This window comes from Paenibacillus sp. FSL H3-0321 (assembly GCF_038002865.1).
Lineage (GTDB): Bacteria > Bacillota > Bacilli > Paenibacillales > Paenibacillaceae > Paenibacillus_AQ.
This window is the reverse complement of the sequence record NZ_JBBODH010000001.1, coordinates 5,277,724-5,304,200: the sequence shown is the minus strand read 5'-3', so window position 1 is coordinate 5,304,200 and position 26,477 is coordinate 5,277,724. Positions and strand designations below refer to the sequence as shown.

27 protein-coding genes are annotated in these 26,477 nt (G+C 49.5%); 9 read left to right on the top strand and 18 right to left on the bottom strand.

Annotated elements, in window-relative coordinates; all coding sequences use genetic code 11:
• Positions 1–111: 111 nt before the first annotated feature.
• Positions 112–888 (bottom strand): Cof-type HAD-IIB family hydrolase, encoded by a 777-nt coding sequence (locus MHI45_RS23770; protein ID WP_038586345.1) that lies wholly within the window; start codon positions 886–888, stop codon positions 112–114.
• 242 nt (positions 889–1,130) lie between these two features.
• On the opposite strand from MHI45_RS23770, the gene thyX reads away from it, so the two are divergent.
• Complete coding sequence (gene thyX, locus MHI45_RS23765; RefSeq protein ID WP_038586341.1) at positions 1,131–1,838, top strand: FAD-dependent thymidylate synthase; 708 nt, start codon at positions 1,131–1,133, stop codon at positions 1,836–1,838.
• On the opposite strand, the gene MHI45_RS23760 is transcribed toward thyX, so the two are convergent.
• From MHI45_RS23760 to MHI45_RS23715, 10 genes are all read right to left on the bottom strand, one after another.
• Positions 1,839–2,234 carry a MerR family transcriptional regulator gene (locus MHI45_RS23760; protein ID WP_076110337.1) on the bottom strand — a complete coding sequence of 132 codons (396 nt, stop codon included), beginning with the start codon at positions 2,232–2,234 and terminating at the stop codon, positions 1,839–1,841. It abuts the gene before it with no gap.
• A 37-nt stretch (positions 2,235–2,271) separates the two neighbouring features.
• The gene (locus tag MHI45_RS23755; protein ID WP_076110338.1) at positions 2,272–3,720 is read right to left on the bottom strand and encodes an alpha/beta hydrolase family protein; all 1,449 of its coding nucleotides are present in this window, start codon (positions 3,718–3,720) and stop codon (positions 2,272–2,274) included.
• Between the two features lie 126 nt (positions 3,721–3,846).
• The gene (gene dnaN / locus MHI45_RS23750) at positions 3,847–4,983 is read right to left on the bottom strand and encodes a DNA polymerase III subunit beta (protein WP_076110339.1); all 1,137 of its coding nucleotides are present in this window, start codon (positions 4,981–4,983) and stop codon (positions 3,847–3,849) included.
• A gap of 29 nt (positions 4,984–5,012) precedes the next feature.
• A complete protein-coding gene (locus MHI45_RS23745) occupies positions 5,013–5,246 on the bottom strand; it encodes a ribbon-helix-helix domain-containing protein (protein WP_038586333.1) in 234 nt (77 codons plus the stop codon).
• A 247-nt stretch (positions 5,247–5,493) separates the two neighbouring features.
• Positions 5,494–6,987 carry an MFS transporter gene (locus tag MHI45_RS23740; protein ID WP_076110340.1) on the bottom strand — a complete coding sequence of 498 codons (1,494 nt, stop codon included), beginning with the start codon at positions 6,985–6,987 and terminating at the stop codon, positions 5,494–5,496.
• On the bottom strand, positions 6,984–7,622 hold the full coding sequence (locus MHI45_RS23735; RefSeq protein ID WP_076110341.1) for a cysteine hydrolase family protein: 639 nt from the start codon (positions 7,620–7,622) through the stop codon (positions 6,984–6,986). The genes MHI45_RS23740 and MHI45_RS23735 overlap by 4 nt, the downstream gene beginning before the upstream one ends.
• 38 nt (positions 7,623–7,660) lie before the next feature.
• Positions 7,661–8,698, bottom strand: coding sequence for an ABC transporter substrate-binding protein (locus MHI45_RS23730; RefSeq protein ID WP_076110342.1), 1,038 nt, complete (start codon positions 8,696–8,698; stop codon positions 7,661–7,663).
• Between the two features lie 43 nt (positions 8,699–8,741).
• Positions 8,742–9,629, bottom strand: a complete 888-nt coding sequence (locus MHI45_RS23725) for an ABC transporter permease (protein WP_076110343.1) — start codon at positions 9,627–9,629, stop codon at positions 8,742–8,744.
• An 80-nt stretch (positions 9,630–9,709) separates the two neighbouring features.
• Positions 9,710–10,498, bottom strand: coding sequence for an ABC transporter ATP-binding protein (locus tag MHI45_RS23720; RefSeq protein WP_038586322.1), 789 nt, complete (start codon positions 10,496–10,498; stop codon positions 9,710–9,712).
• A 127-nt stretch (positions 10,499–10,625) separates the two neighbouring features.
• Entirely contained in the window at positions 10,626–11,000 is a 375-nt protein-coding gene (locus MHI45_RS23715) for a Na-translocating system protein MpsC family protein (RefSeq protein WP_179091728.1), read from the bottom strand.
• Positions 11,001–11,389: 389 nt separating this feature from the next.
• Here MHI45_RS23715 and MHI45_RS23710 point away from each other — a divergent pair, with 389 nt between their 5' ends.
• Both MHI45_RS23710 and MHI45_RS23705 read left to right on the top strand, forming a co-directional pair.
• Positions 11,390–12,193 carry an aminoglycoside N(3)-acetyltransferase gene (locus tag MHI45_RS23710; RefSeq protein ID WP_076110344.1) on the top strand — a complete coding sequence of 268 codons (804 nt, stop codon included), beginning with the start codon at positions 11,390–11,392 and terminating at the stop codon, positions 12,191–12,193.
• A 32-nt stretch (positions 12,194–12,225) separates the two neighbouring features.
• Positions 12,226–12,753, top strand: a complete 528-nt coding sequence (locus MHI45_RS23705; RefSeq protein ID WP_076110345.1) for a DUF5673 domain-containing protein — start codon at positions 12,226–12,228, stop codon at positions 12,751–12,753.
• A 94-nt stretch (positions 12,754–12,847) separates the two neighbouring features.
• On the opposite strand, the gene MHI45_RS23700 is transcribed toward MHI45_RS23705, so the two are convergent.
• The 6 genes from MHI45_RS23700 to MHI45_RS35235 all read right to left on the bottom strand — a co-directional run bounded on the left by MHI45_RS23700 (position 12,848) and on the right by MHI45_RS35235 (position 18,223).
• Complete coding sequence (locus tag MHI45_RS23700; protein WP_076110346.1) at positions 12,848–14,221, bottom strand: sensor histidine kinase; 1,374 nt, start codon at positions 14,219–14,221, stop codon at positions 12,848–12,850.
• A gap of 10 nt (positions 14,222–14,231) precedes the next feature.
• The gene (locus tag MHI45_RS23695; protein WP_076110347.1) at positions 14,232–14,906 is read right to left on the bottom strand and encodes a response regulator transcription factor; all 675 of its coding nucleotides are present in this window, start codon (positions 14,904–14,906) and stop codon (positions 14,232–14,234) included.
• A 24-nt stretch (positions 14,907–14,930) separates the two neighbouring features.
• Positions 14,931–15,959: a DUF4097 family beta strand repeat-containing protein gene (locus tag MHI45_RS23690; RefSeq protein ID WP_076110348.1), complete on the bottom strand. Its 1,029-nt coding sequence runs from the start codon at positions 15,957–15,959 to the stop codon at positions 14,931–14,933.
• A 145-nt stretch (positions 15,960–16,104) separates the two neighbouring features.
• Positions 16,105–16,761, bottom strand: a complete 657-nt coding sequence (locus MHI45_RS23685) for a hypothetical protein (protein WP_076110349.1) — start codon at positions 16,759–16,761, stop codon at positions 16,105–16,107.
• Positions 16,752–17,642, bottom strand: coding sequence for a phosphotransferase enzyme family protein (locus tag MHI45_RS23680; RefSeq protein ID WP_076110350.1), 891 nt, complete (start codon positions 17,640–17,642; stop codon positions 16,752–16,754). The genes MHI45_RS23685 and MHI45_RS23680 overlap by 10 nt, the downstream gene beginning before the upstream one ends.
• Positions 17,643–18,139: 497 nt before the next feature.
• A complete protein-coding gene (locus tag MHI45_RS35235; RefSeq protein WP_076110351.1) occupies positions 18,140–18,223 on the bottom strand; it encodes a helix-turn-helix domain-containing protein in 84 nt (27 codons plus the stop codon).
• A gap of 255 nt (positions 18,224–18,478) precedes the next feature.
• Between MHI45_RS35235 and MHI45_RS23675 the strand changes: the two genes are divergently transcribed.
• From MHI45_RS23675 to MHI45_RS23655, 5 genes are all read left to right on the top strand, one after another.
• Positions 18,479–19,993: a PTS transporter subunit EIIC gene (locus MHI45_RS23675; RefSeq protein WP_083675583.1), complete on the top strand. Its 1,515-nt coding sequence runs from the start codon at positions 18,479–18,481 to the stop codon at positions 19,991–19,993.
• 1 nt (position 19,994) lies between these two features.
• Positions 19,995–20,867 carry a PRD domain-containing protein gene (locus tag MHI45_RS23670; RefSeq protein ID WP_076110352.1) on the top strand — a complete coding sequence of 291 codons (873 nt, stop codon included), beginning with the start codon at positions 19,995–19,997 and terminating at the stop codon, positions 20,865–20,867.
• A gap of 259 nt (positions 20,868–21,126) precedes the next feature.
• The gene (locus MHI45_RS23665; protein ID WP_076110353.1) at positions 21,127–22,584 is read left to right on the top strand and encodes a glycoside hydrolase family 68 protein; all 1,458 of its coding nucleotides are present in this window, start codon (positions 21,127–21,129) and stop codon (positions 22,582–22,584) included.
• A 104-nt stretch (positions 22,585–22,688) separates the two neighbouring features.
• A complete protein-coding gene (locus MHI45_RS23660; RefSeq protein WP_256718091.1) occupies positions 22,689–24,158 on the top strand; it encodes a glycoside hydrolase family 32 protein in 1,470 nt (489 codons plus the stop codon).
• Between the two features lie 77 nt (positions 24,159–24,235).
• Positions 24,236–24,943, top strand: coding sequence for a DUF4386 domain-containing protein (locus MHI45_RS23655; RefSeq protein ID WP_076110355.1), 708 nt, complete (start codon positions 24,236–24,238; stop codon positions 24,941–24,943).
• Here MHI45_RS23655 and MHI45_RS23650 read toward each other — a convergent pair.
• On the bottom strand, positions 24,924–25,508 hold the full coding sequence (locus MHI45_RS23650; RefSeq protein WP_076110356.1) for a Crp/Fnr family transcriptional regulator: 585 nt from the start codon (positions 25,506–25,508) through the stop codon (positions 24,924–24,926). The two genes, MHI45_RS23655 and MHI45_RS23650, sit on opposite strands and share 20 nt — an antisense overlap.
• A gap of 168 nt (positions 25,509–25,676) precedes the next feature.
• Between MHI45_RS23650 and MHI45_RS23645 the strand changes: the two genes are divergently transcribed.
• Positions 25,677–26,471: a hypothetical protein gene (locus tag MHI45_RS23645; RefSeq protein WP_076110357.1), complete on the top strand. Its 795-nt coding sequence runs from the start codon at positions 25,677–25,679 to the stop codon at positions 26,469–26,471.
• The last annotated feature ends 6 nt before the right edge of the window (positions 26,472–26,477 follow it).

The window sequence follows — 26,477 nt, the reverse complement described above, 5'->3', positions numbered from 1 at the left end:
TATCTGCCAGACCGCTTTTGCAGAAGCAGCACCTCCTGTTTATCATTAAATAAGAAAGCTACTGCCATTGGTCTAATCCGCACCATCATCTCTCCCCTAAATGAACCCTATTTAAATGACACCATACTTTTGCAGAGCGTAAGCAATCCCTCCTTCACTCGCCTTTTTAGTGACGAAGTCTGCTTTCTGCTTGAGCTGCTCTCCTCCATTGCCCATGGCAATTCCTAAGCCTACATATTCCAGCATATCGATATCGTTTCCCCCGTCTCCAAAGGCGACAGCCTCGGCAGGAGATAACCCGAAGTGCTCCAACACCTTGCGGATCGCCGTTGATTTGGAGACCTCTGTTTCTTCCAGCACATTCATCACATAACCGTGGAACCGGACAAACCGGAGCCTCGGGAACTGCTCTATGTATTTTTGGGCTTCATGTTCATCCGCATATAGGCACATGCAATATATTTCTTCGGACAACGAACCCATAGTTTCAGGATATTCCGTAAGACTTAAAGTCTCCTGGAGCGCCCTCTTCATCCGGTCATCTTCGAACCCGAGGCCGTTCATCGTGAGCAAATCGGTGAAATAAGATAAGCCATGTCCATTATTTCCAGCAAATACCGAGAGCTCGCGGACCGTCTCACTCTTCAGCAGCGACTTATGAATCACTTCCCCATTGCTTTGGACAAGTGCTCCGTTCGCGGAAATAATGGTATCCACACCAAGCCCTCTGAACTCTTCGCACAGACTGTACGGCCTTCCTGTAGCGACCACGACCTTTATTCCTTTCGCAGCCAGCGTTCCAAGCGCTTCTTTCGTGCTGGACGGCATACATCCGTCAACTTCACTTAAGAGCGTGCCATCCACATCAAAAAACACTATTTTGTACATCCTCCAGAACCACTCCCTGATTCATGCGCTATGAAGAGTATCCTCACACTCCAAATATTTACATACTCATTCTCACCATACCAGCAACTTGGACTTCAAATCAATGGAGAATGTATCTTTAGTGATTTCAGATTAAGTGGTAACGGACGAACGCAACATAAAAGACACCCTATGGGTGCCTTGTTTGCAGGAAATGCCACCTGCACAGAGGAATAAGAATAAGAGAAAAAAATTGGAGGTAATTGCTCTTGAATATTGATGTTCTCGATAAAGGTTATGTCCGGCTGGTGAATCATATGGGTTCCGATCTCACCGTTGTTAATGCGGCGCGGGTATCCTATGCCAAACAGTCGGATGCACTCACAGAAAAAGATCTGCGGCTCATTCAATTTCTGGCCAGAGAAGGACATACTTCCCCCTTCCGCCATGCCGTGATCCAATATGAAATCTACGCTCCGCTTATGGTCGCCAGACAGTGGTGGAAATACGTCATCGGCTCGGCCCATTATGAAGGAACCGGTGACAGCCTGGAGGCCTGGAATGAATCAAGCCGCAGGTATATTACGGAAGAACCCGCTTTTTATACCCCTGCCGCCGGGCAATGGCGAAGCGCACCCGCGAACTCCAAACAAGGCAGCGGCGATATCGTAGCCTGGGAGCTTGGAGAGAAATATACCCGGGAGCTCATGAACTATGTGGATTTGGGGATTCAGAAATATGAGGCTGCGCTGGCAGACGGAATCTGTGCGGAACAGGCAAGGCTGTTTCTGCCTGCCTATGGACTCTATGTCCGCTGGTACTGGACAGCTTCGCTGCAATCCGTAGCGCATTTCCTGAATCAGCGGCTGGAGCATGACGCCCAGAAGGAAATACAGGACTATGCCAAAGCCGTACTTGAGATTGTGAAAGCATTGTTCCCGGTGACGATTGACGAGCTGCTGTCCAAATAACTATTCCTTATCGTGAATGCGGAACGACTGCAGATAATTGTGGATATCCTCCTGAGGCGTCTCAAGCAGGCCTGCAAGCATGCTTTGAATGGAGCGCATTGCAGCAATTCTTTCATCGATTTCCAGTATTTTATTGCGGACCCGTTCCTTCAGCGTCTCGGCATCCATCTTTTGACCGAGCATGCCCAGCACTTCACGGATTTCTTTCAGCGAATACCCCAGGGATTTGGCATCCCTGATGAACTTGATCTTCACCAGATAATCCTCCGTATAAATCCGGTAACCATTTGCTACCCGCCCGGGGACAGGCAGGATGCCACTATCCTCGTAATAGCGAATGGTTGCCATGCTTACCCCGGATAATTTCGCCAGCTCTCCGCGTGTCATGCCCTCCATGACTGCTCCCCCCTGCCTTCTCAGTTTTATCTGCTGATTACATTCTCTTGCGGGTATACTCTTGATCAAACTTCACTTCGGGGAAATCGGCTGATGGCCCGTCCAGAAGAGATTGCGGTTTGTTGTTTAAATATTGATCGAAGAAGGCTCTCACATAAGATCTCGTAATATCAATATTTTGCACCGGATCGATATCTTTAGCGAACAGCGACGGCGACAGCAGCGCGATCTCCGTGAAGCTCTGATGAATAAAATGATCGACCGTCAGATAATAAGTGTCGCTCGCGCTTTTCGTCATAACGGATTTCAGATCGGGGGCAAACTCCCCGTAAAATACCTTGTCCTTCTTCGTAACTGACGGATCGAGACTTTGAGCGGTACCTCCGGACATCATGTACATAAACGGCTGCTGCAATCCGGTATGGGCAACCTCCCCCCAGAATCCGCCTTCCAGACTTACGCCTGCCTTGAACCGCTTGTCCTGTGCCAGCGCCTCCGCAGTTGTTGCCCCACCATAGGAATGACCAAATATTCCGGCCCGGTCCAGATCCAGTCTGCCCTGAAACAAACCGTTAGGATCCTGCGCATTCCATTCCGTAAGCGTGTCGAGTACAAAGCTGGCATCGGCTGCGCGAATACCTACTCCTGTGAAATTATACTCATAAAGCTCTGCAGAGGTATCAAACTCGGGATCAGGTTCATAGAAGACCGAATGTCCATCCGGGAATGTGACCTTGGCCGATGTATAGGGATGATCCATCCCTACTACAATATAGCCGTGGCTGACCAGTTCCTCGATGGCCGTCATGCTCTGAAACCGGGTGGAACGAATGCCCGGCGAGAACAGTAAAACCGGATAGCTCGCCTCGGCTGCGGACAGCTTCGCTCCATCGACGACATGTGTAGGGATTTCGGTCACATGACTGAACAGCTGCTTGGGCAGGCCAAATACCAGACTGATAGCTTCTCCGAGCTCGGAAGGATAATGCTCCTTCACCTTCCCCTCAGCCTCTTCCGGGTCCACCGGATACCAGACATTCACCATAAGCTCCCGCTTATCCCCAGGAGCAGCGCTTAAGGTCTCCTCCCGGGATTCATCCGTCAGTTGCCGGGAAATAGTGCCCATCGCATAGCTGCCAGTCGGCTCAGGCATGGTAAACACCGGAAGCAGCCGGCTTAAATACACTGCTGCGCCGGAGAGGATCAATATGAGGGTGAACTGCAGGCTCTTTTTGACTAATGATTTTGAACGGGCTCTATTCTCCGGTTTAATCAGTCTTAGGAGCAACACGATGCCGAGGCCCAACGCCGCAGCGTAAGCCGGCACCATCTGTATACGGTAATGATCTATCGCACCATGCAGAGTCATAACCAAAATCACACTGAGCAGCAGCCCTATATTCAGCCGGCGGTCTCTTTTCATAAACAGAATTCCTGCTGCGGCTGCCAGAACCACAACGATTACAATGACTTCCAATACTCTCACAATACAGCACCTCCACTTTATCTGTGCTCTCCATAATGAAGAACAGCAATGATTGCGGATAAAGCATAAACCCTGAAGTATACTTCAAGGTCAAGGTACCAGCGATATGAAGTTTATGTACGCGGCTCAATCATGGGTCCTTACAGGAGTGATCAGGAACAGCGCTGGCGAAAGCGGGTCTGTAGTCAGGATGACCACCGGGCTTTCTTTCCCTGTGTATCTTACTCTGAGGGACCCGCTATCCAGGCAGCGCAGGATATCCAGCAAGAACCTGCCGTTCAGCGCGATGGTGAAGTCATCCCCCTCCATGGCTTCCAGGCTAATTTCGTCCCGGACCTCTCCTATGTCCGCCGTACCGGATAATAAAACCAGCTTGCCGGAAGCCGCTGTAAGCCGAATGATGTTTCCGCCTGCCAGTACGGACACCCTTTCAACTGCTTGCAGGAAACCATAGGGGCCAATGAGCAGTTCGGATTTGCAGGATTGTGGAATCACATTTTTTACGGCTGAGGGGAAGACCCCCTCAATGAGGACGGACTGTACATGCAGCTCATTTGCCGTGAAGCTGATTTGATGTCGGCTCACTGCAATTTCTGTTGCGGCTTTGTCGTCGCTAAGCATCTTTACGATTTCATTAATATTTTTAGCAGGCACAATAACATTCGTTCCGTTGTTTATGTTATACCCGGTATGCAGCGTGCGGGAAGCAAAACGGATTCCGTCCGTTGCCATCAGGCTGAGATTTCCCCCGGTAAATTCAAAAGAAACTCCCGTCAGTACCGGTCTGGAATCGGATGTGGAGGCAGCCACGCACACCTGTCTTATCGCCGATCGCAATACGTCATTCTGGATGTGAAACTTGCAGGCAGGCTCAGCATCAGTGAAAGGGGAGTGTACGGGCGGGAATTCCGCAGGGTCCAAACCGCATAACCGGACATGCGAATCGCCTGAAGTAATGCTTAGGATAAAAGGTTCTTCGCTCTCACAAGCTATCCACCCGGCATGAAGCCTGCGGATGATCTCACTTAAATAACGGGCCGGCACCACAATTCCGCCGGTTCTTTGCACATTCATCGAGTCCTTATCCTCGGGAACCCTGTACTGGATGGTCATACTTGTATTGCTTGCCGTGAACACCAGAGCCTTCTCATAAGCCTGAATATGTATTCCTGACAGAATTGGATTTGGGCTATTCGCAACAACAGCCTTAAGGACATGCTGCAGAGCATGAAGCAGTGATTCCTTTGTCACATTGACCAGCATTGCCCTCACCTGTCCCTTGTAGTGAATGATTATGAATAATAAGCAGTAATGATATTCCGGATCATTTCCGAGCGGGATAATGCTGTAGCTGTACAATCTGCTTCAAGCTTGTTCCACAGCTCCTCCGGCAATGTCAGGGATACCTTTTTGGTGCACCCGATACCTTTCCTGCCTGCTCCCTCCCGGAGACCGCCTCTTCCAGACAAGAAACCAAGTTGACCGTCTTTGTTGGAGACACCAATTTTGATCGCATTATCGCTCATAGCATTTCACCTTTTCATTTGATTATAGGAACCTTTTTCATAATCTTGGTAATTTAATTCTAGCATACAGTCCACTCCCTGGCAATGCATGGAATGATCCGGAGCGGAATAGAACTGCGCTTGGCTGCGCTGATTCCAGGCCAAAAACCTCCGCCTGCCAAGGCGAAGGTTCATGGGTTAAGGCATAACCGGCTGATCCTGAGCGGATAGGCTAAGCCGGGAATTGTATTTGGAGACACGGCAGGTTTCAGCGCGGCGACCAAGGCAGCTGCTCCACTCCCTTGTCCTTATTGCTGCGGCGAAGGGAATATAGCAGCCAGATACAGGAAATACCCACTCCCGCTGCACAGACCAGAAACACAGCCATGTACATTCCTCCTCCCGATCCGGAAGTGCCGCCGCCAATGACCAGACCGCCCGCTGCTGTGCCGAACATCATTCCGATATTGCGTGACAGCGCCAGCACACTGCTGACCCGGCCAAGCTGGGATTTCTTCGCCAGCCCCATGACGATGCTGGTATTGGGCGAAGTCACCATTCCCATCGAACAGCCGAGCAGTACCACCGGCAGAATCATCGCTCCGGCTCCAAGCGCAGGGGCAGCGAAACCAAGCGCCAGCAGCGTCACGCTCATGAGCAGCAGCCCGGCCGTGAGGATGCCGAGCGGACCTTTGCGGTCCGCGAAGCCCCCGCTTATAGGAGCTGTCACCACAAGCGCGAGAGGGTACCCGATCATGATCAAGCCGACCAGCGCAGGCTCTGCACCGGACAGCCGCAGCAGCGAAGGCAAAGCCAGCTGTGCGGCGAATGCCGCCATGTATGTGATGACCGTAATGACAATTCCGGCGGCAAAGTTCCGGTCAGCGAATAGTCCAAAGCCGCTATCAGCAGACCTGCGGGATTGAGTAGTCGCCGAGGCTTCCGCCGGCTCTGCAGCGGCTGCCGTTTCAGCGGCTTCATCTGTGTTCCCCTTGCGGGAGAAGCGCGCATGTGCCGCAAAGCCTGCGGCTGTAACGGCTGAAGCTGCGAACAGCAGCAGCACCGGCAGAGACTGGAAGGAAGAGCGGCCGCCAAGATCAAGGGCAATCATCAGCGAGGATAGGCAGGCCGCAAACCATACGGCTCCGCCAAGATCGAGCCGCCCTCCAGCCGTTTCGGTATCCTGCGGGATCAGCCGCTCAGCAAGCAGCCCTACACCCCCTGCCACTGCAGCAAGCAGCCAGAAGTTGCTCTCCCAGGAGAACCACTGGATCAGGAAACCTCCCAGCCCCGGCCCGGCCATAGAGCCTGCGGCCACAAAGGTACTCATCAGCCCAAGTGCCCGGCCCCGCTGCTCTGCGGGAAATACAGAGACAATAAGTGCCATATTTGTTGCCTGGTACATGGAGGCGCCCACGCCTTGAATCACCCTGAAGCCCAGCAGCATTACGGCATTCGGAGCGAGTGCGCAGCCCAGTGCGCCCGCCGCAAAAGCGAACAGACCGAAGTTATGCACCTTCCGCCGGCCAAGCCTATCTCCCAGCCGGCCCATCACGGGCAACAGGACGGAGATGACCAGCAGATAAATACTGACCACCCATTGGGCAGAGGCTACCGGTATCCGCAGATCCGCCGAAATGTCGACCAGGGCGATATTAAACATTCCGGCGGAAAGATTGGACAGGAACGCCCCGAGACAGATGACAATCTTAACAGCCGATGGGTTTACCTCCCGCTTGGAAGTCGTAGCCGAGAAGCTCATAGTGCGTTTTGCAGCGCAGATTGATGCCAGATGTTCCAGTTCTCCTCGACTTCCGCGGCTGAAGCGACTACCCCGAAATAGCCCTTCATGTTCTCCAGCGTCATCTCATGCGCCGCCCGGGAATAGGAGGCGCAGGCGTCCTCCGCCAGCACGATATGATAATCCAGCATAAAACCGTCCCGCGCCGTCGATTCCACGCATACATTGGTGCTTACCCCTGTCATGATAAGCGTCTCGATCCGCAGCGAGCGCAGCACGGAATCGAGTCGGGTATTAATAAACGCGCTGTACCGGTGTTTGTTGACCACAATCTCCTCAGGGAGCGGAGCCACCTCATAAAATCCGGCCCCCCAGCTCCCCTTGCGGCAAACTCCCAGCGACCCCCGCCCGGAACGCGAAGCCCACACAGGAGAGTCGGTCGCTTTTTCATGAAAGGTCTGGATAAAAATAACGGGAACCCCGTGCGCTCTGGCAGCATCAATCAGCGAATGCAGCCGCGGCATCATCGCCTTTACACCAGCCACATCGTTTCCGCCTGCGGCAAGCGCACCGTCCGGGTGGCAGTAATCATTCTGCACATCTACTATGACCAAAGCCGTCCGATCCGGCATAATCAAATCTGCTGTCAACTCCATCATCGTCACCTCTTTAGTTTTTGAAGGCCCTGCGGCGCTTACTTCTCTGCGGTCTTCTTTACAAACTGCATATCGACAAGCCCGTCATACGTATATTCGCCTTTATAAATCCCGGTCTTGATCATTACATTCATATCCTTGTCCAGCGCTTCCTCCGAGATGATTCCGTCCGGACTCCAGAGCTTGTCTTCATAAGCGCGGTCAAGTGCTGCCTGCGCCGCCGTATCCGAAAGGGTCGGAAATTCGGCCTTCAGCACTTTCATCGCCATCGTCTTGTCCTCCTGAATAGCCTTTAAGGCTTTGACCACGGCGTTCACCGCCTTCTGCACCGTTTCCGGGTCCTTCTCAAGGGTAGATTTCTTCACGCTCAATACGGAATACGCATAATCGCCCATATCATGGAATTTATAAAATGGCTCGTCCCACACGCCTTTATCCATTCCGTCGCTGATCTGCGGCTCGGCACCGTTCGCAATGTCAGCCGCACCCTGCTGAACCATGGCTACAACGGTTGAGCCATCCGCCGGTTCCAGCAGACGTACATCCTTCTGCGGATCAAGCCCCAGCTCCAGCAGCAAATACTGGGTCAGAAGGTTCGGCGTTCCGCCATGCCGTCCGGCGTTGATTTTTTTGTCCTGAAGAAAGGCCTTTAGCTCTTCATCGGAGCTTCCTGGCGGAGCCGTCCCTTTCTTCGCCATCAAATACACATTGGCACGGTTGACGACATTGCTTACCGAAATGATCGGGTCCGAATTGCCGGTATTCGCCAGCGCATTGGATTCCGGACCGCCGATAACGCCCCAGGCATCCCCGCTGACCACCGAAGTCACATGCGTGCCGCCGGTAGCCTGCAGCATTTCGACCTCAAGCCCTTCTTCCGCAAAATACCCTTCGCGCTGCGCCACATACAGCGGCAGATAACCTGTATAATGCAAAGGTTCGGCAATCACAAGCTTCTTTAGACCTTCCTTGCCGGCTGCGGCTTCGGCGCTTTCCTTATTACTACAGCCCGCAAGCAGAATTATGGCGGAGACCAGCAGCAGGACGGCGGACAGCTTTACTTTTTTCAACTTCATGATTTGTTTCTCCCCTTTATCTTATGAAATAGAACAATCCGCCTTACGCCTTCTTCATTCCATACCCTTTGGACAGCCACTTCTCCAGCAGCACTACCCCTGCATACATGACCATCGACAACACCGACAAGACCACTACCCCCACCCAAACAAGGTTGATATCAAGAATCGTCCCGGCATAAATGACCATCCGGCCGATCCCGTGACTGGAAGCAATAAATTCTCCTACAATGGCTCCGGCCAGCGAAAGTGCAATATTAATCCGCAGACTGCTGATCATCCAGGGCATCGCCCAGGGAATGACCACTTTCGTAAAGACCTGATGGCGTTTCGCGCCCAGCGAGTACATCAGCTTCTCCATATCCTTATCCACACTCTGCACCCCGCTGTGTGCCGACAAGGCCGCAACCACCACCGTCATGGCAAAAGCCAGCGCTACCTTGGAGAAAAACCCGATGCCCAGCAGAATCACCAGCACAGGGGCCAGCGCCAGCTTCGGCATTGCGTTCAGCAGAATGAGGAACGGTTCGCTGATTCCGGCAAATCTCTTCGACCACCAGAAGGAAAGACCAAGCAGCGAGCCCAGCAGGGTTCCGCCGATAAACCCCAGAATGGTGGAACTTGAGGTGTAGGCAATATCCTCAAGCAAAGTTCCCTCCATAATCTGTGTCCAGGTCGTGCTAAGGATGCGGAGCGGGCTGCTCCAATAGTAGGAATCCATCAAGCCGATCCGTGTAAATAGCTCCCAGCAGAGTACAACCAGCAGCGCTACCGAGAGACGCCCGATGCTGATAATCCTGCCGGTCCGGCGCTTCACCGCCTCCTCGTCCTGAATGAACGGCTCCGCCTGCCTTTTGTCCGGCTTCACCGCGCTGTTCCCGGACGCCTCCAGTTTGTGAATGACGTACCCTTTCTTCTGCACACTTTCCATCCTGTTTTCCCCCTAAAAGTTTTGTGTGGTTAGTCTTCATCGATATTCTTCGTACAAAACTCACTTCGAAAGCAGTATACTTACGAGATATGTGCAGCCGGCTCTTCGCTTCCGCCGCCGGACAGCAGGTCCAGCAGATGAGCTTTAAGCTCCATAAAAGAAGCCGATACGGTATCCTCTTTATGTCTCGGACGCGGCATGTCCACAGAAATCTTGGAAATAATTCTGCCCGGGCGGCCGGAGAATACATAGATGTCGTCGGACAGGTAGATCGCCTCGTCAATATCATGAGTTACGAACAATACCGTCTTTCTGAAGTCCTCCCAAATTTCCAGCAGCCAGTTCTGCATCGTCAGCCGGGTCTGGGCATCCAGCGCGCCGAAAGGCTCGTCCAGTAAAATAATGTCCCTGTCATACAGAAGTGTGCGGAGCAGCGCTGCCCGCTGCCGCATGCCTCCCGACAGCTCTGCAGGATGATGGCTGCCGAAGCCTTTCAGCCCGTAGCGGTCCATCAAAGGTTGGGCTCTGGCAACCGCCTCTTTGCGCGGCACTCCGCGGATTTCCATCCCGAGAATAATGTTGTCCAGAATGGTCCTCCAGGGCAGCAGCATATCCTTCTGCAGCATGTAGCCGACATGTCCGGTCTTCCCGATAATATCCTCACCGTCTGCCAGGACACGGCCGGTTGATGGAGGCATCAGTCCGGCAATAATGTTGAACAGGGTAGATTTGCCGCAGCCGCTGGGACCGATAATACTGACAAATCTCCCTTCTTCAATGGATAGATTCGTTTCCTGCATGGCGATAATCTCTTTGCCGTCACGGCGGAACCACTTGCTTACCCCTGAAATTTCAATCTTGGCCTTCATCGCTTCATCCCCCTCAGAATTTTGTGATCATGTGCAGAAATTCAATGGATAAACAAAAAGCCGCCAGTTTTAGACACAGCCCCAGGGCTATTGTCTGAAAACTGACGGCAGGCCGGCTCTCCCACATTCAGAGTTCCAGCGTAACGTTCAGGTAATGCTCCAAATCCTTCTCCAAAATTATGATCGTACCGGAATATTCGGTCTCCACATCATAATCTTTAAGAACGGCTTTGATATTCAATTGAAATTCATCCATAAAAGCCTGCTTGATCTGACGCTTGAATACCTCATGCAGCACCAGATTAATTTCCCTGCTGGCCGAAGCATCATGGGTATCCAGCACCTTCAGTACAGGTACACGGCTGTTGATGGATAAAATGATAATCTTGTTTCCTACAAAATCAACCTTTTGCTGCTTAACACCGGCGTTGAACATCCTCTTATTGATTTCGTTATAGATCCGTAAAATATCCTGTTTCCATTGTCCGGCGGAAGCGATCATGGCGATCACTCCTTCATAGCTAATAATAATGTTATAAAATATCACGGGAACATTGGTAACTACGTCACCGCCTATTGCTTATACATCATTATAGATAAAAAGATAGAGTTGTCAATAACTTAATGTTATATTAAATGACATTTAACTAGAAAATATTTTCAGATGTAAGTAAACATAACTTTCATTTTACTCTAATTTCTACTTCCCACTTCTTTACCTGTAACTTGTTCCGCCCATGGGTTAGTACAGTGTAATTCGCTATTCCCAGCTGGTATTTCCGTGGTATAATTTAGTAAATTTCCGAATTCAAGGGCACTGTTTTCCGGAAGCACCCGGAGACAACCCCGCAGCTTATGCGGGGTTATTTTTGTATAAAGGTGGAATTATCTATGACTGAGCTGCAGGAAACAAGAGCCATTTTAACGAAGGAAGACCTGATCCAGCAGTTTAAAGGCTGCGGAGTGGCGGCAGGGCAAACCCTGTTTGTTCATGCCTCGCTAAGCAAGCTGGGTTTTGTCGTGGGAGGTGCGGAGACCTTAATCCGGGCGTTACTGGAGATAGTGGGGGAAGACGGCACTTTGGTCATGCCTTCGCAAACCTGGAAAAATCTCGATCCTTCGACAGGCGTCCACTGGCAGGAACCGGCAGAATGGTGGCCTGTGATACGGGAGCATTGGCCCGCCTATGATAAAGAGGTTACTCCGGCCATCGGCATGGGTGCCGCGGCTGAAATGCTCCGCAAATGGCCGGGAGCCCAAAGATCGGATCACCCCGCCCGCTCCATAGCAGCAGTAGGCAGACATGCAGCCTATATTACGACGGACCATGATTTGAGCAATATTTTTGGTGCCGGATCGCCACTGGACAAAATTTATCAGCTAAATGGTTATGTCCTCTTAGTTGGCGTCGGCCACGACAGGAATACATCCCTGCATCTGGCCGAAGCCCGGGCTGATTTCCCCGGTAAGCACATGGTAGACGAGAGCAGCGCAGTTCTGGTGGACGGCAAGCGGGAGTGGCTCACTTATTCGACCCAGTCGGTGGATGACAGTGATTTTGTCACGTTAGGGAATGAATACGAGCAAGAAATCAATCTCAAGATTCATCACATCGGCAATGCCGAAATACGGCTGCTAGCGCAAAGACCTCTGGTCGACTGGGCCACGGACTGGATGGGGAAATTCAGAGCTTAAACAGACAGGATTCCGAAGAACGGGGCGGTAGTATGACGATTCAGTCCATATTTATAATGGTGCTAAATTTGACTTATTGTGTAATCAACCCGTGGTTTCTCTACTATGCCTATAGACAATACAAGGCCAACTGGTCGGCAGCCGGGCAAATTCGCGTCTATGATCCAGCCAGACTTAATCCACATAAATTATTGCTTGTGGTCACTCTGCTATACGTGAGTACAATTGTGGTTCTGTGGCTGTTGTACATGTTCAAGGTCAGCCATGTGATCGAGGATCACTGGTTCTCCTATGTTTTCATGCTGGTTCTTCCGGTTGTCGCCAACCATGACCGAGTACTTATGTACATCGGAGAATACGGCATCTCCCAAGAGGGGAACGTGATCCCCTGGGAATTTATCAGCTATTACAAATTCGGCAAATTGAATACGGTCACAAATCGTTTGTTGCTGGAGATACATACAAAGGATAATGTGATATGTGGATTACTTCCATCTGAATCTCAAGAAGAAATAAGGCAGTTTTTGGAGGAAAATAAGATTCAATCAAAGCCGGCATAGTTAAGACATACCGCCATATAAAGGCAGGAGCCCTCTCATCCTGAGAAGGCTCCTTGAGGTCTGTACTCATATCCTGAACAAAAATCATCAACATTTACCCTTGGACAAACCGCAGCGTCACTTTCGTCCCCTGCCCCGGCGTACTCTCGATTACAATGGAACCCCCATACCGCTCCATAATGGCTTTGGCGATGGCAAGGCCAAGCCCGGAACCTCCCTGAGTCCGGTTCCGCGATCCCTCTGTGCGGTAGAAGCGGTCGAAGATATGCGGCAGCTGCTGGGAGGAAATCCCCATCCCCGTATCCGCGACAGACACAATCACTTGTCCATTTTCTATGAAATGCTCAAGACTTACCGTACCGCCTTCAGGCGTATACTTCAGCGCATTCTCTACAATATTGCGCAGCACCTGATAGCTTGCGCTTGCAGGCATCCGGATCAGCAGCGCTTCCCCGCTGCGTTCCTCTTCATAACACAGCTTCACTTCAGGATTCACATGTACGCTCTGGGGAAGCAGCTCATTCAAGGTTGCCTTAAGATCGCAGCCTCCATCACCGGCAACGTCCGGCAGAGGTTCTTCCGTTTCGGCAAGCAGCAGCAGCTGGGCGATCAGCTCCTTCATTCTTCTGGTTTCATCCATCATGAAGGCGAGCGACTCTTCCAGCACATCCGGCGATTTCTTCCCCCACCGCTGCATCATATGCGTATGCCCCTCGATGATGGCGAGCGGTGTCTTAAGCTCATGCGAGGCATCGGCGACAAAGCGCCGCTGCTGGTCAAAGGAGACACTAAGCTTATGCAAGAGCCCATTGAAGGTTGCTCCCAGTTCATAGAGCTCATCCCTCGCGGCAGGCAGCTGCAGCCGCCGGGATAAATTATTGGCTCCGATGCTCTGAACCTCCCCTATCATGCTGCGAATTGGCTTCAAGGCTGAGCGGGCTACAAGCCATCCAGCCACAACTGCTATTCCTGCTGCGATTAATAAGCCAAACATCAGAATTCTGCCTACTTCCCGCACCGCTGTCGCTGTCCTTGAATACCCGCTGTCTGTAAGCCGCAGCTTAACAGACCCGTATGCGGGTAAATCCATGTCATTTTCAGCCTTGTATCTGACGGCTTTATCTACTCCCCCTATCCCCGCCTCCGCCAATACCCGCTCCTTCGAATCCAGCATTTGGAGCCGCTGCCCCTTGTCCAGGTCAGCCGCAAATGACGACAAATCCGGTTTAAGCACCGCTGCGGCTCCGCTGCCTTTTCCAATTCCCGGCTTAAGCAGTGAAGGCAAGAAGGAAACCTCCCCAATCTGAAGCTCAAACTGCCTGAGCTTGGCCTCCAGCAAATTGACTTCCTGACCTTCTGTCCACTGACTGAACATGATATATACAAAGCCGCTGAGCACGATTGCCACCATAAGAGACGCCAGCGCAATGGATGCGCTGACTTTACGGGAGAACGTCCATGTCTTCAAGTCCGCCACCTCAATCCCTTAAGATATAGCCGCTTCCGCGGACGGTATGGATCAGCTTTTCTCCAAAGCCTTCATCCACTTTCATACGCACATACCGGATATAGACATCCACGACATTCGTCTCACCTTCATAGGAATAACCCCATACCAGATTCAGCAGCGCCTCGCGATGCATCAGCCGGTTCTTGTGTTGCAGCAGACAGTTGAGCAGCTCAAATTCGCGCTGCGACAATTCAATGTCCTGACCCGCGCGGCTTACACGATGTGAGGCTACACTTAACGTCAAATCTTTGGCACTGAGCATGTCCCCGGTCTCTTTGGTCTGAAGTCTGCGCTGCACCGAACGCATGCGGGCGAGAAGCTCCTCGATGGCGAATGGCTTCGGCACATAATCATCCGCACCGGTATCCAGCCCGCGGACCCGGTCACTTACGGTATCCCTCGCCGTGATCATAATAATCGGCGTTTGCTTTGCTGCACGGATTCTTTTGCATACTTCTATGCCATTGATTCCGGGCAAATTCAGATCAAGCAGAATAAAGTCAAAGCTCTCACTCAGGGCTTTATCCACCCCATCAGGCCCATCACTTGCAATCGTAGTCTCATAGCCCTCATACGAGAGTTCCAATTCCAGCAGCCGTACCATTGCCATTTCATCTTCGATGATTAAGACGCGCTCCTTCACTCCTGCCCTCACCTCTCCACTTACTTATCTGGTTTTCATTAAGGATAACCCGGCCATGGAGGATGCTTCTATACGATAAGTCCCTTTGCCAATGGTTCCGGTCACGTGATTGTTTTTTACCGCCAGCGGAAAATCAGTCTGCGGCTCGCCAAAGGCCGTCTTCCCGTCGACCTCCACCTCCGCGCTCCCGGGCCAAGCCAGGTACACATTTCCTACATTTGAGGAAACTGCCCAGTTGCCGCCAACCTTTCGACTTTCAATGCGGATGTTCCCGGTGGATGATACGGCTTCGATCGTGGAGCCGGCTTCTTTGGAAGACAGGTTGCCGTTCATGGTCTCCATGTCGAGCGGTCCGGCGATCTGATTAGCCACAATATCCCCATTCATCACGGTGGCCTGAACAGCCTGCTCCGCATCAGACACATGAATGGTGCCATTGTCGCTCCGCAGGGAAATAGTATTGCCGATGCCTTTGGCATCAACGTTGCCGTTCGCTGACGAGAGCTTAACTGTGCCGATGCTGAGAACCTTTGATAAGCTGATGTTGCCGTTGCTCATATTTGCCTGCAGATCCGCTGCCATTTTCTTGGGCAGGGTAACGGTCAGATGAATACTTGCCTCCTTATGATGGCTTCTGCCATAACGTTCACTGTAGGCCTCAATATCCAGAACCGTCCCCTCCTTCACCCGAAGCTCAGTCTTCTCCGCAACAGCCGCCGCCTCCTTCTCACCCGCTTGATCTACAACCACCGTTGTATGAATTTCAATAGCGCTCCCGCTGCCCTGCTTTATTTCAATTGAGCCATTTCGGTTCTTGATAGCAACCGATTGGATGTTATCCGCTAAGGAGATGCTTGTCATGCCTTTGTCAAAAGAAAATCCCGCTGCCGTAGCCTTTGCCCGCGCAAGCGGCGTGGTCTTGAAATCCGCTTCGGACAGCTGCCGTGCAAAGATGAGCCCCAGGCCGCCCCGGCCCGTATAAATCAGCACCAGTACCAGGGATAATCCCGCCAGTAGACACTTCATTGCATACTTCAATATTGAACCTTTCATAGTCATTCCTCCGATTCTTGTGATTGATCGACCTTAGGGTACAACACAATCCATGAGAAAGACTTTGCAGGCAGATTAGAGTTTGATGAGAGCAGGCTGCAATCGAAAAACCACTCCTTTGGCGGAGTGGTTTCGAATACTAATGCTAACAAAGGTTATCTTTTATAAATTGATTAATGCTATCAGCATATTCATCCCATAAATAATCCTGATTCTCAATAATTAATTTCGGGATGTCCCAAGAGTCAACAATTGCTCTTACAAACGCCTGACTCCCGCCCCACAACTCAGCGGCTTCCTTAAAATCATCATCCGTATGCAGAGCCACCGGCCCCCATTCGTTCCCGCGCACACTGCAAATAAACCGCCATTGCCCTTCAACATTCACTTGGTAAAAGTAGATGAGCAGCGGTTCCAGTGGTGATAATATCTCCTGCAGTGCCGACGAGAAATTGAGCAATTGATCATGATTCATGCCCATATGATAAGCGCAGTTTATGGCATCCTGAAACAATACACTTTCAATAATCGTGATATCCTGCGTACTGGCCAGCCTTTCCTGAACAAAAGCCCTGAACAGGGCTTGCAGCCCTTCTATGAATAGATCTGCCTGTGCATCATCCTCAAAGGAGCTGAATTTGTAGCCCTGTATGAACAAAGGATGGTTGTCTTCAAGCTCCAGAATACACCGGTTGGATACATTCCACGCAGACAATTGATCCGAGAGCATCGTCGCGCAGGTCGTTTTCCCGGAACCCGGCATGCCATCAATAATAATAAGTTTTTTGTTGTTCAATTCCATTTCGTATTCTCTCCTCTGTTCCAAATGTCCACAATGGGAATGGATTGTTCAATCCTCTGTTTACTCTCCGCGATCCAGTCCTTAAGCCACTGATTATTTAAGCTGCTGAAGGATTCATCCCCGTCGTAATTGCGGAAAACACCGATATATACGATCATTTCTCTCAGCATTAGAAATAGCGGGATTTGGGCCATCCAATAGTCCTCCAGCGTATTCTCACGCGTATAGCCTTTCATAAAATGAGCCATAAACCGGCGGGCCTGGTCCTCCCGGCTGTCCTTTCCTTCTTCACCACCGTACACATAGACGAGATAATACAGCTGAACCGCGATATCCTCTGCAAACCAGCTGTACTCGGCTTCATCAAAATCAAAAGATGGAGGAATCAGGTCCATATTTTGCAGGAACCAATTCCCGCTCCAATCCTGTCTTTGGTTCTGAGGATCTTGTGGCTGATAGTTTTTGGACAAGGCATGCAGTTTGCCAGTCAGTTGCCCCAGTTTTTCATACAGCAGATGATCTTGAAGACATTCCGGGTAGCTGATTGTTCTGCCACGGGCTTTTTCGAAGCAAACGCAGCTATAAGATCCATCTCTTTGCTCAATAACTTCCACTAATTCACCGTTCCTGGACAATAGGGGTGTGGAGACAGAAACCCCTTCATTCGCCAGAAACAAAATCCAGTCCAGCTCCCCTAGGATCAGCTTCTTAGAACGGTTAGAGCCTGGAGTGATTCTCAATATGCGGTCATGCCTATCCTGCTGAACCTCATAAACCATATTCTGGCTGCCTCCAAGGTAACGGAGCTGGCCGCTGCTTATGCTGTAACAACTGGCTGCGATTTCAAGCATTGGATGGGTAAAAGAATCTTTCGTTCTCATACGAGTGTACCTCCATAGAATTAGAAATCAGATGAGACGGAGGTATAAGGGCAAACCAATCAGCCCAAACCACAGACAGGCAAAATCCGCCGTCCGGTGCTTGGGCATCTGTATATAACAAGGCAAAGCTGTCCCCTGCCGCTAAATCCGGGCATAAAAAGGCCTCCATCTCACCAGTTGATTGAAAAACGGCAAATCAAATAAATCCTTGACTGCAGGATTCAAAAAATTGATAGGCGCCATCTTATCTCAACTTGATGAAACGAAAACCTCGTGACATACATAAGCCTCTTTTCGAATTGCTCTATTTCAGTCTATCGTATCCAGATGCTGGATATCTGTCAACAAGCAGAGGAGACCTTCCTCGGCAAAGGACGGCCTCTTCTGTTCTACCTTTTCATCGCCCTGACTACTACCAGTTATTCCCCGTTCCTGAAACAGTAAAGCTTGTGGAAGTATTCAGGAACTTGCCCGAAGGTGTTCCGGTAACCATATTGTTATTGAAGACCGAGCTGCCGCTGGCGGAGCTTTTGCTCGGTATTCGGGTAGATGCGGTATTTATACGCTTGATGAACGATCATGTGCGACACCCCCTTTTATAGTATTTTCTTACAGTGCAGCACGTACGTTCGCTTGTTCCTCCCGTTTCTAAATGAGCAGTGCTTCTTTCCATTTGGAAAGTGATCGTTTTTCGGCTCACTAAGTTTCAAACTAAGGCGGAATACCTGTTTTTTCTTGATAAGGTGGTAATTCCTGACCATTGATTTTAGAATCGATCATTGTCACAATTAGATTCCTGAGATAGCCGCTGAGCAAAATGGTTGGGAGGCACAGTAATGACGCAAGGGAATATCCGCCCGGAACAGGCTGGAGAGACTGCGAAGGAGATCCGCGGTTCGGCAAGGGAATTGGCTGTACATCTGATTAGGCTGTCCGGAGGATCCGGCAATGTATTAGAAGCCATCCACTGCACAACCCGGCTTCGCCTTAGACTGCGGGACAGTTCCCTAGTGGACGAAGCCGGCCTTTCCGGCATGCAGGAGGTTCAGGGCGTGTTCTTTCGAGCCGAACAGCTGCAAATTATACTGGGATCGGCCAACGTCTTTAAGGTGCACCGCCAGGTTGTCCGCATCCTTCAAGACGGCCAGCTAACACAGCAGGAAGAGGTTCAGTCTGCCGGACCCTCTGAATCCATAAGCCCGGACAGCACTGCCGGGTCCAAGCGGGCTCTACTTCCTTATATGTTTAGACAGATTGTCGATGCGGTAAGCTTTTTTTCCGATATCGTCGTGCCCATGATTCCACTCTTTGTCGGGGTCGGCCTGCTGCTGGGCCTGCTCAGTATGATGGAAGCCTTCGGCTGGGCGCAGCCGGAGAGTGTCCCGTTCCGAACCTTGTCATTGTTGACGGGTTCAGCATTTCAGATTTTGGCTGTGATGTTTGGTTATCACACGGCCAAGCGGTTTGGAGGCACCCCTGCGCTCGGCGCTGCAATCGGCGTTGTCATGACCCGTCCTGATCTATTGCAGGTCACCGGATTCGGAGGAGCACCGATAAGTTCCGAGAATTTATTATTAACGCCGCAGTTCGGGTATCCAGGAGCCGTAATTCCTACGATTCTTGCGGTATTGCTAATGAGTCTAATTGAGAAGTGCCTGCGCCGGATTCTTCCATCATCGACTGCTGTTATGCTGATCCCCTTTTTAAGCCTTGCCGCCGGGGGCAGCATTGCGATTCTGGTCATTGGTCCACTCACCTACGAACTGAGCAGCTCTCTTAGCAGCTTGCTGGAAGTGGTGTTCAGATACGGCAGTTCGTTTTTCGGTCTGCTGCTTGGCGGAATCTACAGCTCTGTTGTCGTGAGCGGTCTGCATCATGGCATTCAGGCAATTGAAATCGGATTGATCACCAATCCGGACGTCGGCGTCAATTTCCTGCTTCCCATCTGGTCTATGGCGAATATCGGCCAAGCTGCCGCCGGACTGGCCGTGTATGCCAGAACCCGTGACAAAGCATTGAAAAAAATAGCCCTACCCGCTTCAATCACCGCCTTTCTCGGCATCACCGAACCGGTCACCTTCGGCGTCAACCTGAAGCTTGGCCGCCCATTCTTAGGCGCTGCTTTGGGAGGTGCCGCCGGAGGGGCTTATGTAGCTTATTATCAGGTGGCAGCTGATTCGTTCGGCTTAACCGGAATTCCAATGATCGCCTTTACCGTCCAGCTCGGGCAGCTGAATCTTATCCATTATTTGATTGGTTTTCTACTGGCAGCAATAACAGCCTTTACGGCCACCTGGATTCTAGGGGTTGACAAGCGACTTCTTAAGGAACAAACAAGCATAGGAGAATAACATGAAAATCAAAAAAATTCTGAACAACAACGCGGTTGTGGTAAACGACCTTGGAGAGGAAAAGATTGTCATGGGTTCCGGTATTGCTTTTCAGAAAGGAAAAAACGATATTATAGATCCGTCCCTTATTGAAAAAGTGTTCATTATGGATGACCCGGATCAATACGGCCATTTGCAGGAAATGCTGAGGACACTGCCTGAAGAAGAGATTACCGCGTCCGAACAAATTATTTCTTATGCTGAACGTGAACTGGAAGTGACGTTTAATGAGCATATTCATATTGCACTGACAGATCACCTCTCCTTCGCTTTGGAGCGGATCGCTAAAGGAACGATGATCCAGAACACGCTGCTGGATGAAATCCGCATTTTATATCCGAGAGAGTTCCAGATTGGACAACAGGCCAAAAACATTATCTATGAAACACTGCAGGTCGAAATTCCCGAGGACGAGGTCGGATATATCGCCATGCATATCCATACTGCCTGGAAAAACGCCGGAGCTCACGGAACAGATGCCGAAATGGCAGCAATGATCCGTGATATTGCTGAAGGTGTGGAACAAGCTGCCGGTGTTACGCTCAAACGAGGCTCCGCCAATTACGAGCGTCTGGTGACTCAGCTTGAAAACGTCCTGAAATCTGATGAAACCGGCAAGCTTCTCAATGAGTTGAACCCTGAAATTGTACGAATTGCCAAAGAACGCTACACCCGGGCCTACTTGCAGGCCAAGGAGGTTGGCGATCAGGTTGAAGAAGATTACGGGTATACTTTCATCGACAGCCAGCTGGTATTTATCGCCATGGAAATTGATCGGATCTGTACACGGTCAATGGATGGTAATATATTGAAATCAAATAACGCAGGACTTTAGACCCTTGATATCAAAACAACATCGAATCCCCCTAGTATCATCCTCAAAAAAAATAGGGATTTCAGTCTATAGCCATTTCCCGTTATAAAATTATAGAATTAACGCGACAACAAAATATGTCGGGATTGTTACTGTTAAGCAGGCAAGACCTAAAAATCCGTTTGGGAATCGATGCGTTTTACGTATCCCCAATGGTATTTTTAGGTCTTTTTTCTGTTTAAAAACAACAAAAATTCGAAATCAAAAGGAGACCGGGAGAATGAATATCAAAAAGATGGTAAGACAAGCAACAGCAGTAACCTTTACAGCAGCTTTACTTACAGGTGGCGGGGCTTCAGCTTTGGCCAAAGAAGATAACAGTAAGAATTACAAAGAAGACTTTGGTTTTTCCCACATTACCCGCGCTGACATGATGAAAATACCGGAACAACAAAAAAGCGAAAACTTTCAAGTTCCTTCGTTTGATGCTTCCACCATCAAAAACATTCCTACTGCAAATACAGTGGATGAGTCTGGCAATGCTCTTGAGCTGGATGTTTGGGACAGCTGGCCGCTTCAGAACGCAGACGGAACCGTTGCCGAATATAATGGCTACCATATCGTGTTCGCTTTAGCGGGAGATCCTGAAAAAGGATGGGACACCTTCGTATACATGTTCTATCAAAAAGTAGGCGACACCTCGATTGATAGCTGGAAAAATGCCGGCAGAGTTTTCAAAAATAGTGATAAATACGTTTCAAACGATCCGATTCTAAATAACCAAGCCGAAGAATGGTCCGGTTCTGCAACCTTGACCAAGGAAGGCAAAGTCCGCTTGTTCTATACCAACCGTCAAGGCTGGGACCCGGCGAATAACTTTTTCGGCAAGCAAACCTTGACGACAGCTCAAGTGAATGTGTCCAAGCCTGATGCGGATACGCTGAAAGTGGATGGCGTGGAAGATCTCAAATCAATCTTTGACGGAGACAGCAAGTTCTATCAAAATGTGGATCAAGCATTCGGTGAAGGTAACTACGACGATAACCACACGTTAAGAGACCCACACTATGTGGAAGATAACGGTCATAAATATCTTGTTTTTGAAGCCAATACCGGAACGGAAACAGGTTACCAGGGAGAACAATCGTTAGACATCAGAACTTATTATGGAGGTAACAAACCCTTCTTCGAAGCTGAAAAAAGCAAATTGTTGTCCGGTCCTAAGAAATCTCTTGCGACCTTAGCGAACGGCGCACTGGGTATTATTGAGTTGAATGATGATTACTCGCTCAAAAAAGTGATGAAGCCGCTGATTGCCTCCAATACCGTAACGGATGAAATTGAACGTGCGAACTTATTTGAAATGAATAACAAATGGTATTTGTTCACCGATTCCAGAGGCTCCAAAATGACCATTGATGGAATCGGCGCTAATGATGTATATATGCTCGGTTATGTAGCAGATTCATTGACGGGTCCTTACAAACCGTTGAACAAAAGCGGGCTTGTACTGCATATGGACCTTGATCCTAGTGATGTTACCTGGACTTACTCTCACTTCGCGATCCCGCAAGCGAAAGGAAATAACGTGGTAATCACAAGCTATATGACTAACAGAGGTTTGTATGAGGACCAGCAGTCCACTTTCGCCCCAAGCTTCCTGTTGAACATTAAAGGCTCGAAGACCTCGGTAGTTAAAGACAGCGTTCTGGAACAAGGACAATTAACGGTTAACTAAGAGGTATCCATTTGAGCAGCCATAAGCGGACGTTTACACGACAGCTCGTTATAGGGATCATTGGTCTAAGCTTTGTGATCACTCTGGGAGTAGCGGGTTATTATTTGGGAAAGAACAATCCACTGAAGCAAGACGAGGATTCTGATCCAAAGCAAACCTTACGGGCCAGCTATCATTTCACAACGCCAGACAAGTGGAAAAACGACCCGCAAAGGCCCATTTATTACGATGGTGCCTACCATTACTATTATTTGTATAACGGTGATTATCCGAGTGGGAATGGCACGGAATGGCGGCATGCCACATCCACAGATCTGGTGTATTGGAAAGATGAAGGCATCGCCATCCCCAAATATAGTAATCCTAATGGCGATGTCTGGTCAGGTTCGGTTGTTGTGGACGAGGCAGGTACCTCAGGTTTCGGAAAAGGCGCTCTTGTCGCGATTGTGACACAACCCTCCGCCGAAGGGGGAGAACAAGAGCAGTATTTATGGTATAGCACCGACCGGGGAAAATCATTTAAGGCTTACAGCAACACTCCTGTTCTGCCGAATCCGGGGACTGCTGATTTTAGAGACCCGAAAATCATGTGGAATGAGCATTCCCGCAAATGGATCATGACTTTGGCAGAAGGTACAAAAATAGGTTTTTACGAGTCTCCGAACTTAAAAGACTGGCACTATACAAGCGGTTTTGTAACGGAGAATATCGGGCTTGTGGAATGTCCCGATCTGTACGTGATGCTTGCGGACGACGGGACCTCTAAATGGGTGCTTGGGGCCAGCGCCAACGGGAAAGCATCAGGAAAGCCGAACACCTACGCTTACTGGACAGGAGCTTTTGACGGAAAGACATTTGTCCCTGATCGGCAGGAACCACAGTGGCTGGACTATGGCTTTGATTGGTATGGCGCTGTAACCTTTGAAGACGGGACTAACAGCGGTCCCCCTGCTCACCGTTACGCTTTAGCGTGGATGAACAATTGGGAATATCCCCATAATACGCCGACGCTGCACGAAGGCTTTAACGGAATGGACTCTATTGTTCGTCAAATTGAACTTAAACAGACTGGCAACGGCATTTATCATCTGGCTTCGCAACCGCTTGAAGCCCTAAGTAAGGCGGCGGATTCAACCGTCTCCTATAAAGAAATCCAAGTAAATGGCTCTACAACACTTCCGTTCACAGGGAATTCGTATGAGCTTGAGGCCGATATGTCCTGGTCTGAGCTCAACAATATGGGATTTAGACTCCGGGAATCCACCGATAAAAGCCGTCATGTAGATGTCGGAGTTTCTGTAGGGGGCGGTTACACCTACGTCAATCGGGCTTATACAGGAAACCCTGACACGAGTGGACGATATCTTGAAAGCACGTCTCCATTCGATGCCAGCCAGAGGAAGGTTCATCTGAGAATTTTTGTCGATAAAACAAGCGTCGAAGTCTTTATTGATGAGGGTATCATCGTGCATTCCAGTCTCATTTTCCCGGAATTAAACGATCAAGGCATTACCTTATTCTCAGAAGGCGGAACAGCGGTCTTTAAAAATGTTGTGATTAAGCAGTTCCATTAAGCTCTTGATTTAAGTCAATGCTCCGTCATAATTAGCCGTTTACAATGAAATCAACAATGTAAACAAGGAGGTTAATTATGACTACCCCAGTTAAAGAAGGATTGGAACTGCGGAAAACAGCACTAACTGCCGGCATATCACTTATCATCATGGCGATTGCAGCATATTTTTCCTATGGTTATGTTCATGGAAGTCTGGTTGTACAAGGCGATGCCAGTGCTACATTGAACAATCTCAGGTCATCCAATATGCTTTTCAGGGCTGAAATCTTTGGCTGGCTCCTCATCCTGATCTGTGACATCGTAGTTGCCTGGGCGTTCTATCTTATCCTGAAGCCCATTGATAAAAAGCTGTCCTTGCTCGGTGCATGGTTCCGTCTTATCTATTCGGCTATATTGGGAATTGCCATACTGAGTTTGCTATTAGTGATGCTTCTCTCGAGCGGCGCAGACTATTTATCATTATTTACAACCGGTCAACTACAGGGATATGTGATGCTGTTTTTGGAAGCTTTTGAATTGATCTGGTCGGCCGGTTTGATCATTTTTGGCGGGCATCTAATGATTGTGGGTTATGTCGCTTTCCGATCTGACACCATCCCTAAAGTCATTGGCATCTTATTGTTAATTGCTGCAGCAGGATATATTATCATTCACTTCTGCAACTCGTTTCTTCCACAATACGATGAGTTCATTACGATCCTTGAATTTGTATTTAATGTGCCAATGATTGTTGGGGAACTGGGGTTTGGGATATGGCTGATGATCAAATCTTCTCCTGATTAATCCGTTTTTTTATTCTGCTTAGTGACTCTGGGGTAACCCCAAGATAACTCGCCAACTGATGCTGGGGTACACGATCGACTAAATATGGCCGTTTCAGCAAAAGTGTCTTGTAGCGTTCTTCAGGTGTAGAACCGATAAATGCAGCGAATTCCTCTTGGACTTCACCAAAGTTGGCCTCTACCATCCTGCGTGTCATGGACTCCAATTGGGAGTGTTTATGATACATGTCCTGTTCGGTATCAAGATCACCAACCACCAATATGGAGTCTTCCAGACATGTTAAAGAATACTCGGATGACTTATCATGTTTATGACGATTGAAGCTTGAAATGCCTTGTTCTTCTGTGTAGAAATTAGATGTGAACTCTTTTCCCGCCTGATCTATGGAGTACTGTCTCACACAGCCCTTCATTACAAAATAACATTTAGTGGGGACATCTCCTTGTCTAAGGAGCGTTGTCCCTTTTTTGTATTCCTCAATATGAATTTCCTTAACAATTGCCTGTCGCTCTTCTTCATTAAGAGATGTGAATCTGGTCAGGTACTTTAGCAATATTGTTTTCACTTTACACCCTCTCATCCCTTGCTTAAGCCATTATGATTCCTATTATTCCTGAACTGCTACTTTCATTATAAGCTCCCTTTACTAATTAACAAAACGGCAGATAAGACCGATATATATACATATCTTTAACTTTATTTAGTATATACATCTACAAATTGGAGGTTCCGTATGAATGTATCGCGTTCTATTCAGCGTTCTCCCCTTCCATTAGTCGATCACGGTCGGCTACAGCGAAAGGGGGCAGAACAGAAGCCCGGTCCAGACATGAAGATTCCAGCAAATCCGCAGACAAAGCTAATTAATCAATTGACCGAGCAAAAGCAGTCCCTGATCGACAGACGTTCCGAGTATGTGGGCAACGCCCTTAAAAGAGGGGATAGTCCCGAAGTGGTTCAGGCCGAGCTAGCTTCCCTGGATGAGCAAATTCAGCAGCTGGACGAGCAAATTCGAATGAATTCTCTCGAAAACCAGCGCAAGACACAGGGTTTGGATGAAGACACTAAAAAAAAGAAGGAGGAGGAGCTTTCCCAAAAATCGTGGAGCCCGGACAAACAAACGCCTGAGGAACAGCAGCTTGCCTATACAACGTACACCTTGAACGGCGTTATATCCGCCCATAATGATTTAAAGCAAAGCGGTTCTGTGAGAATGGCGCAAATCACTTTGCGAACTGAAGCGAAATCCTTGGAAAACAGTAACCCTGTGAAGTCTGCAAGACTATTCCAAAGAGCTTCCAATCTGGATCAGAAACTCATGAACATTGCTAAAAGCGCCCAGGATAAAATGACAGAAGCTGTACAATCAGCCCCTTCGCCAGTTAGTCCGAACGAATCTCCTGCAGATGTGCAAGACAAGAAGGGTCCGGCAACCGAAGACGCTTCATCCACGCCGGAAATACAGATCTATGCAGAAGCAAATAAGGAAAAAATCCCTCCGGGCAGCCAGATTGACCAATTAGTCTAAGGCGTG

Coding starts and splice junctions, on each gene's coding strand:
- MHI45_RS23770 (WP_038586345.1), bottom strand. CDS start 888: ATGTACAAAATAGTGTTTTTTGATGTGGATGGCACGCTCTTAAGTGAA.
- MHI45_RS23760 (WP_076110337.1), bottom strand. CDS start 2,234: ATGGAGGGCATGACACGCGGAGAGCTGGCGAAATTATCCGGGGTAAGC.
- dnaN (WP_076110339.1), bottom strand. CDS start 4,983: ATGCTGGTCAATGTGACAAAGGAATCACTGCTTCATGCTCTGCAGCAT.
- MHI45_RS23745 (WP_038586333.1), bottom strand. CDS start 5,246: ATGAGCGATAATGCGATCAAAATTGGTGTCTCCAACAAAGACGGTCAA.
- MHI45_RS23740 (WP_076110340.1), bottom strand. CDS start 6,987: ATGAGCTTCTCGGCTACGACTTCCAAGCGGGAGGTAAACCCATCGGCT.
- MHI45_RS23735 (WP_076110341.1), bottom strand. CDS start 7,622: ATGGAGTTGACAGCAGATTTGATTATGCCGGATCGGACGGCTTTGGTC.
- MHI45_RS23730 (WP_076110342.1), bottom strand. CDS start 8,698: ATGAAGTTGAAAAAAGTAAAGCTGTCCGCCGTCCTGCTGCTGGTCTCC.
- MHI45_RS23725 (WP_076110343.1), bottom strand. CDS start 9,629: ATGGAAAGTGTGCAGAAGAAAGGGTACGTCATTCACAAACTGGAGGCG.
- MHI45_RS23720 (WP_038586322.1), bottom strand. CDS start 10,498: ATGAAGGCCAAGATTGAAATTTCAGGGGTAAGCAAGTGGTTCCGCCGT.
- MHI45_RS23715 (WP_179091728.1), bottom strand. CDS start 11,000: ATGATCGCTTCCGCCGGACAATGGAAACAGGATATTTTACGGATCTAT.
- MHI45_RS23710 (WP_076110344.1), top strand. CDS start 11,390: ATGACTGAGCTGCAGGAAACAAGAGCCATTTTAACGAAGGAAGACCTG.
- MHI45_RS23705 (WP_076110345.1), top strand. CDS start 12,226: ATGACGATTCAGTCCATATTTATAATGGTGCTAAATTTGACTTATTGT.
- MHI45_RS23690 (WP_076110348.1), bottom strand. CDS start 15,959: ATGAAAGGTTCAATATTGAAGTATGCAATGAAGTGTCTACTGGCGGGA.
- MHI45_RS23685 (WP_076110349.1), bottom strand. CDS start 16,761: ATGGAATTGAACAACAAAAAACTTATTATTATTGATGGCATGCCGGGT.
- MHI45_RS23680 (WP_076110350.1), bottom strand. CDS start 17,642: ATGAGAACGAAAGATTCTTTTACCCATCCAATGCTTGAAATCGCAGCC.
- MHI45_RS35235 (WP_076110351.1), bottom strand. CDS start 18,223: ATGATCGTTCATCAAGCGTATAAATACCGCATCTACCCGAATACCGAG.
- MHI45_RS23675 (WP_083675583.1), top strand. CDS start 18,479: ATGACGCAAGGGAATATCCGCCCGGAACAGGCTGGAGAGACTGCGAAG.
- MHI45_RS23670 (WP_076110352.1), top strand. CDS start 19,995: ATGAAAATCAAAAAAATTCTGAACAACAACGCGGTTGTGGTAAACGAC.
- MHI45_RS23665 (WP_076110353.1), top strand. CDS start 21,127: ATGAATATCAAAAAGATGGTAAGACAAGCAACAGCAGTAACCTTTACA.
- MHI45_RS23655 (WP_076110355.1), top strand. CDS start 24,236: ATGACTACCCCAGTTAAAGAAGGATTGGAACTGCGGAAAACAGCACTA.
- MHI45_RS23645 (WP_076110357.1), top strand. CDS start 25,677: ATGAATGTATCGCGTTCTATTCAGCGTTCTCCCCTTCCATTAGTCGAT.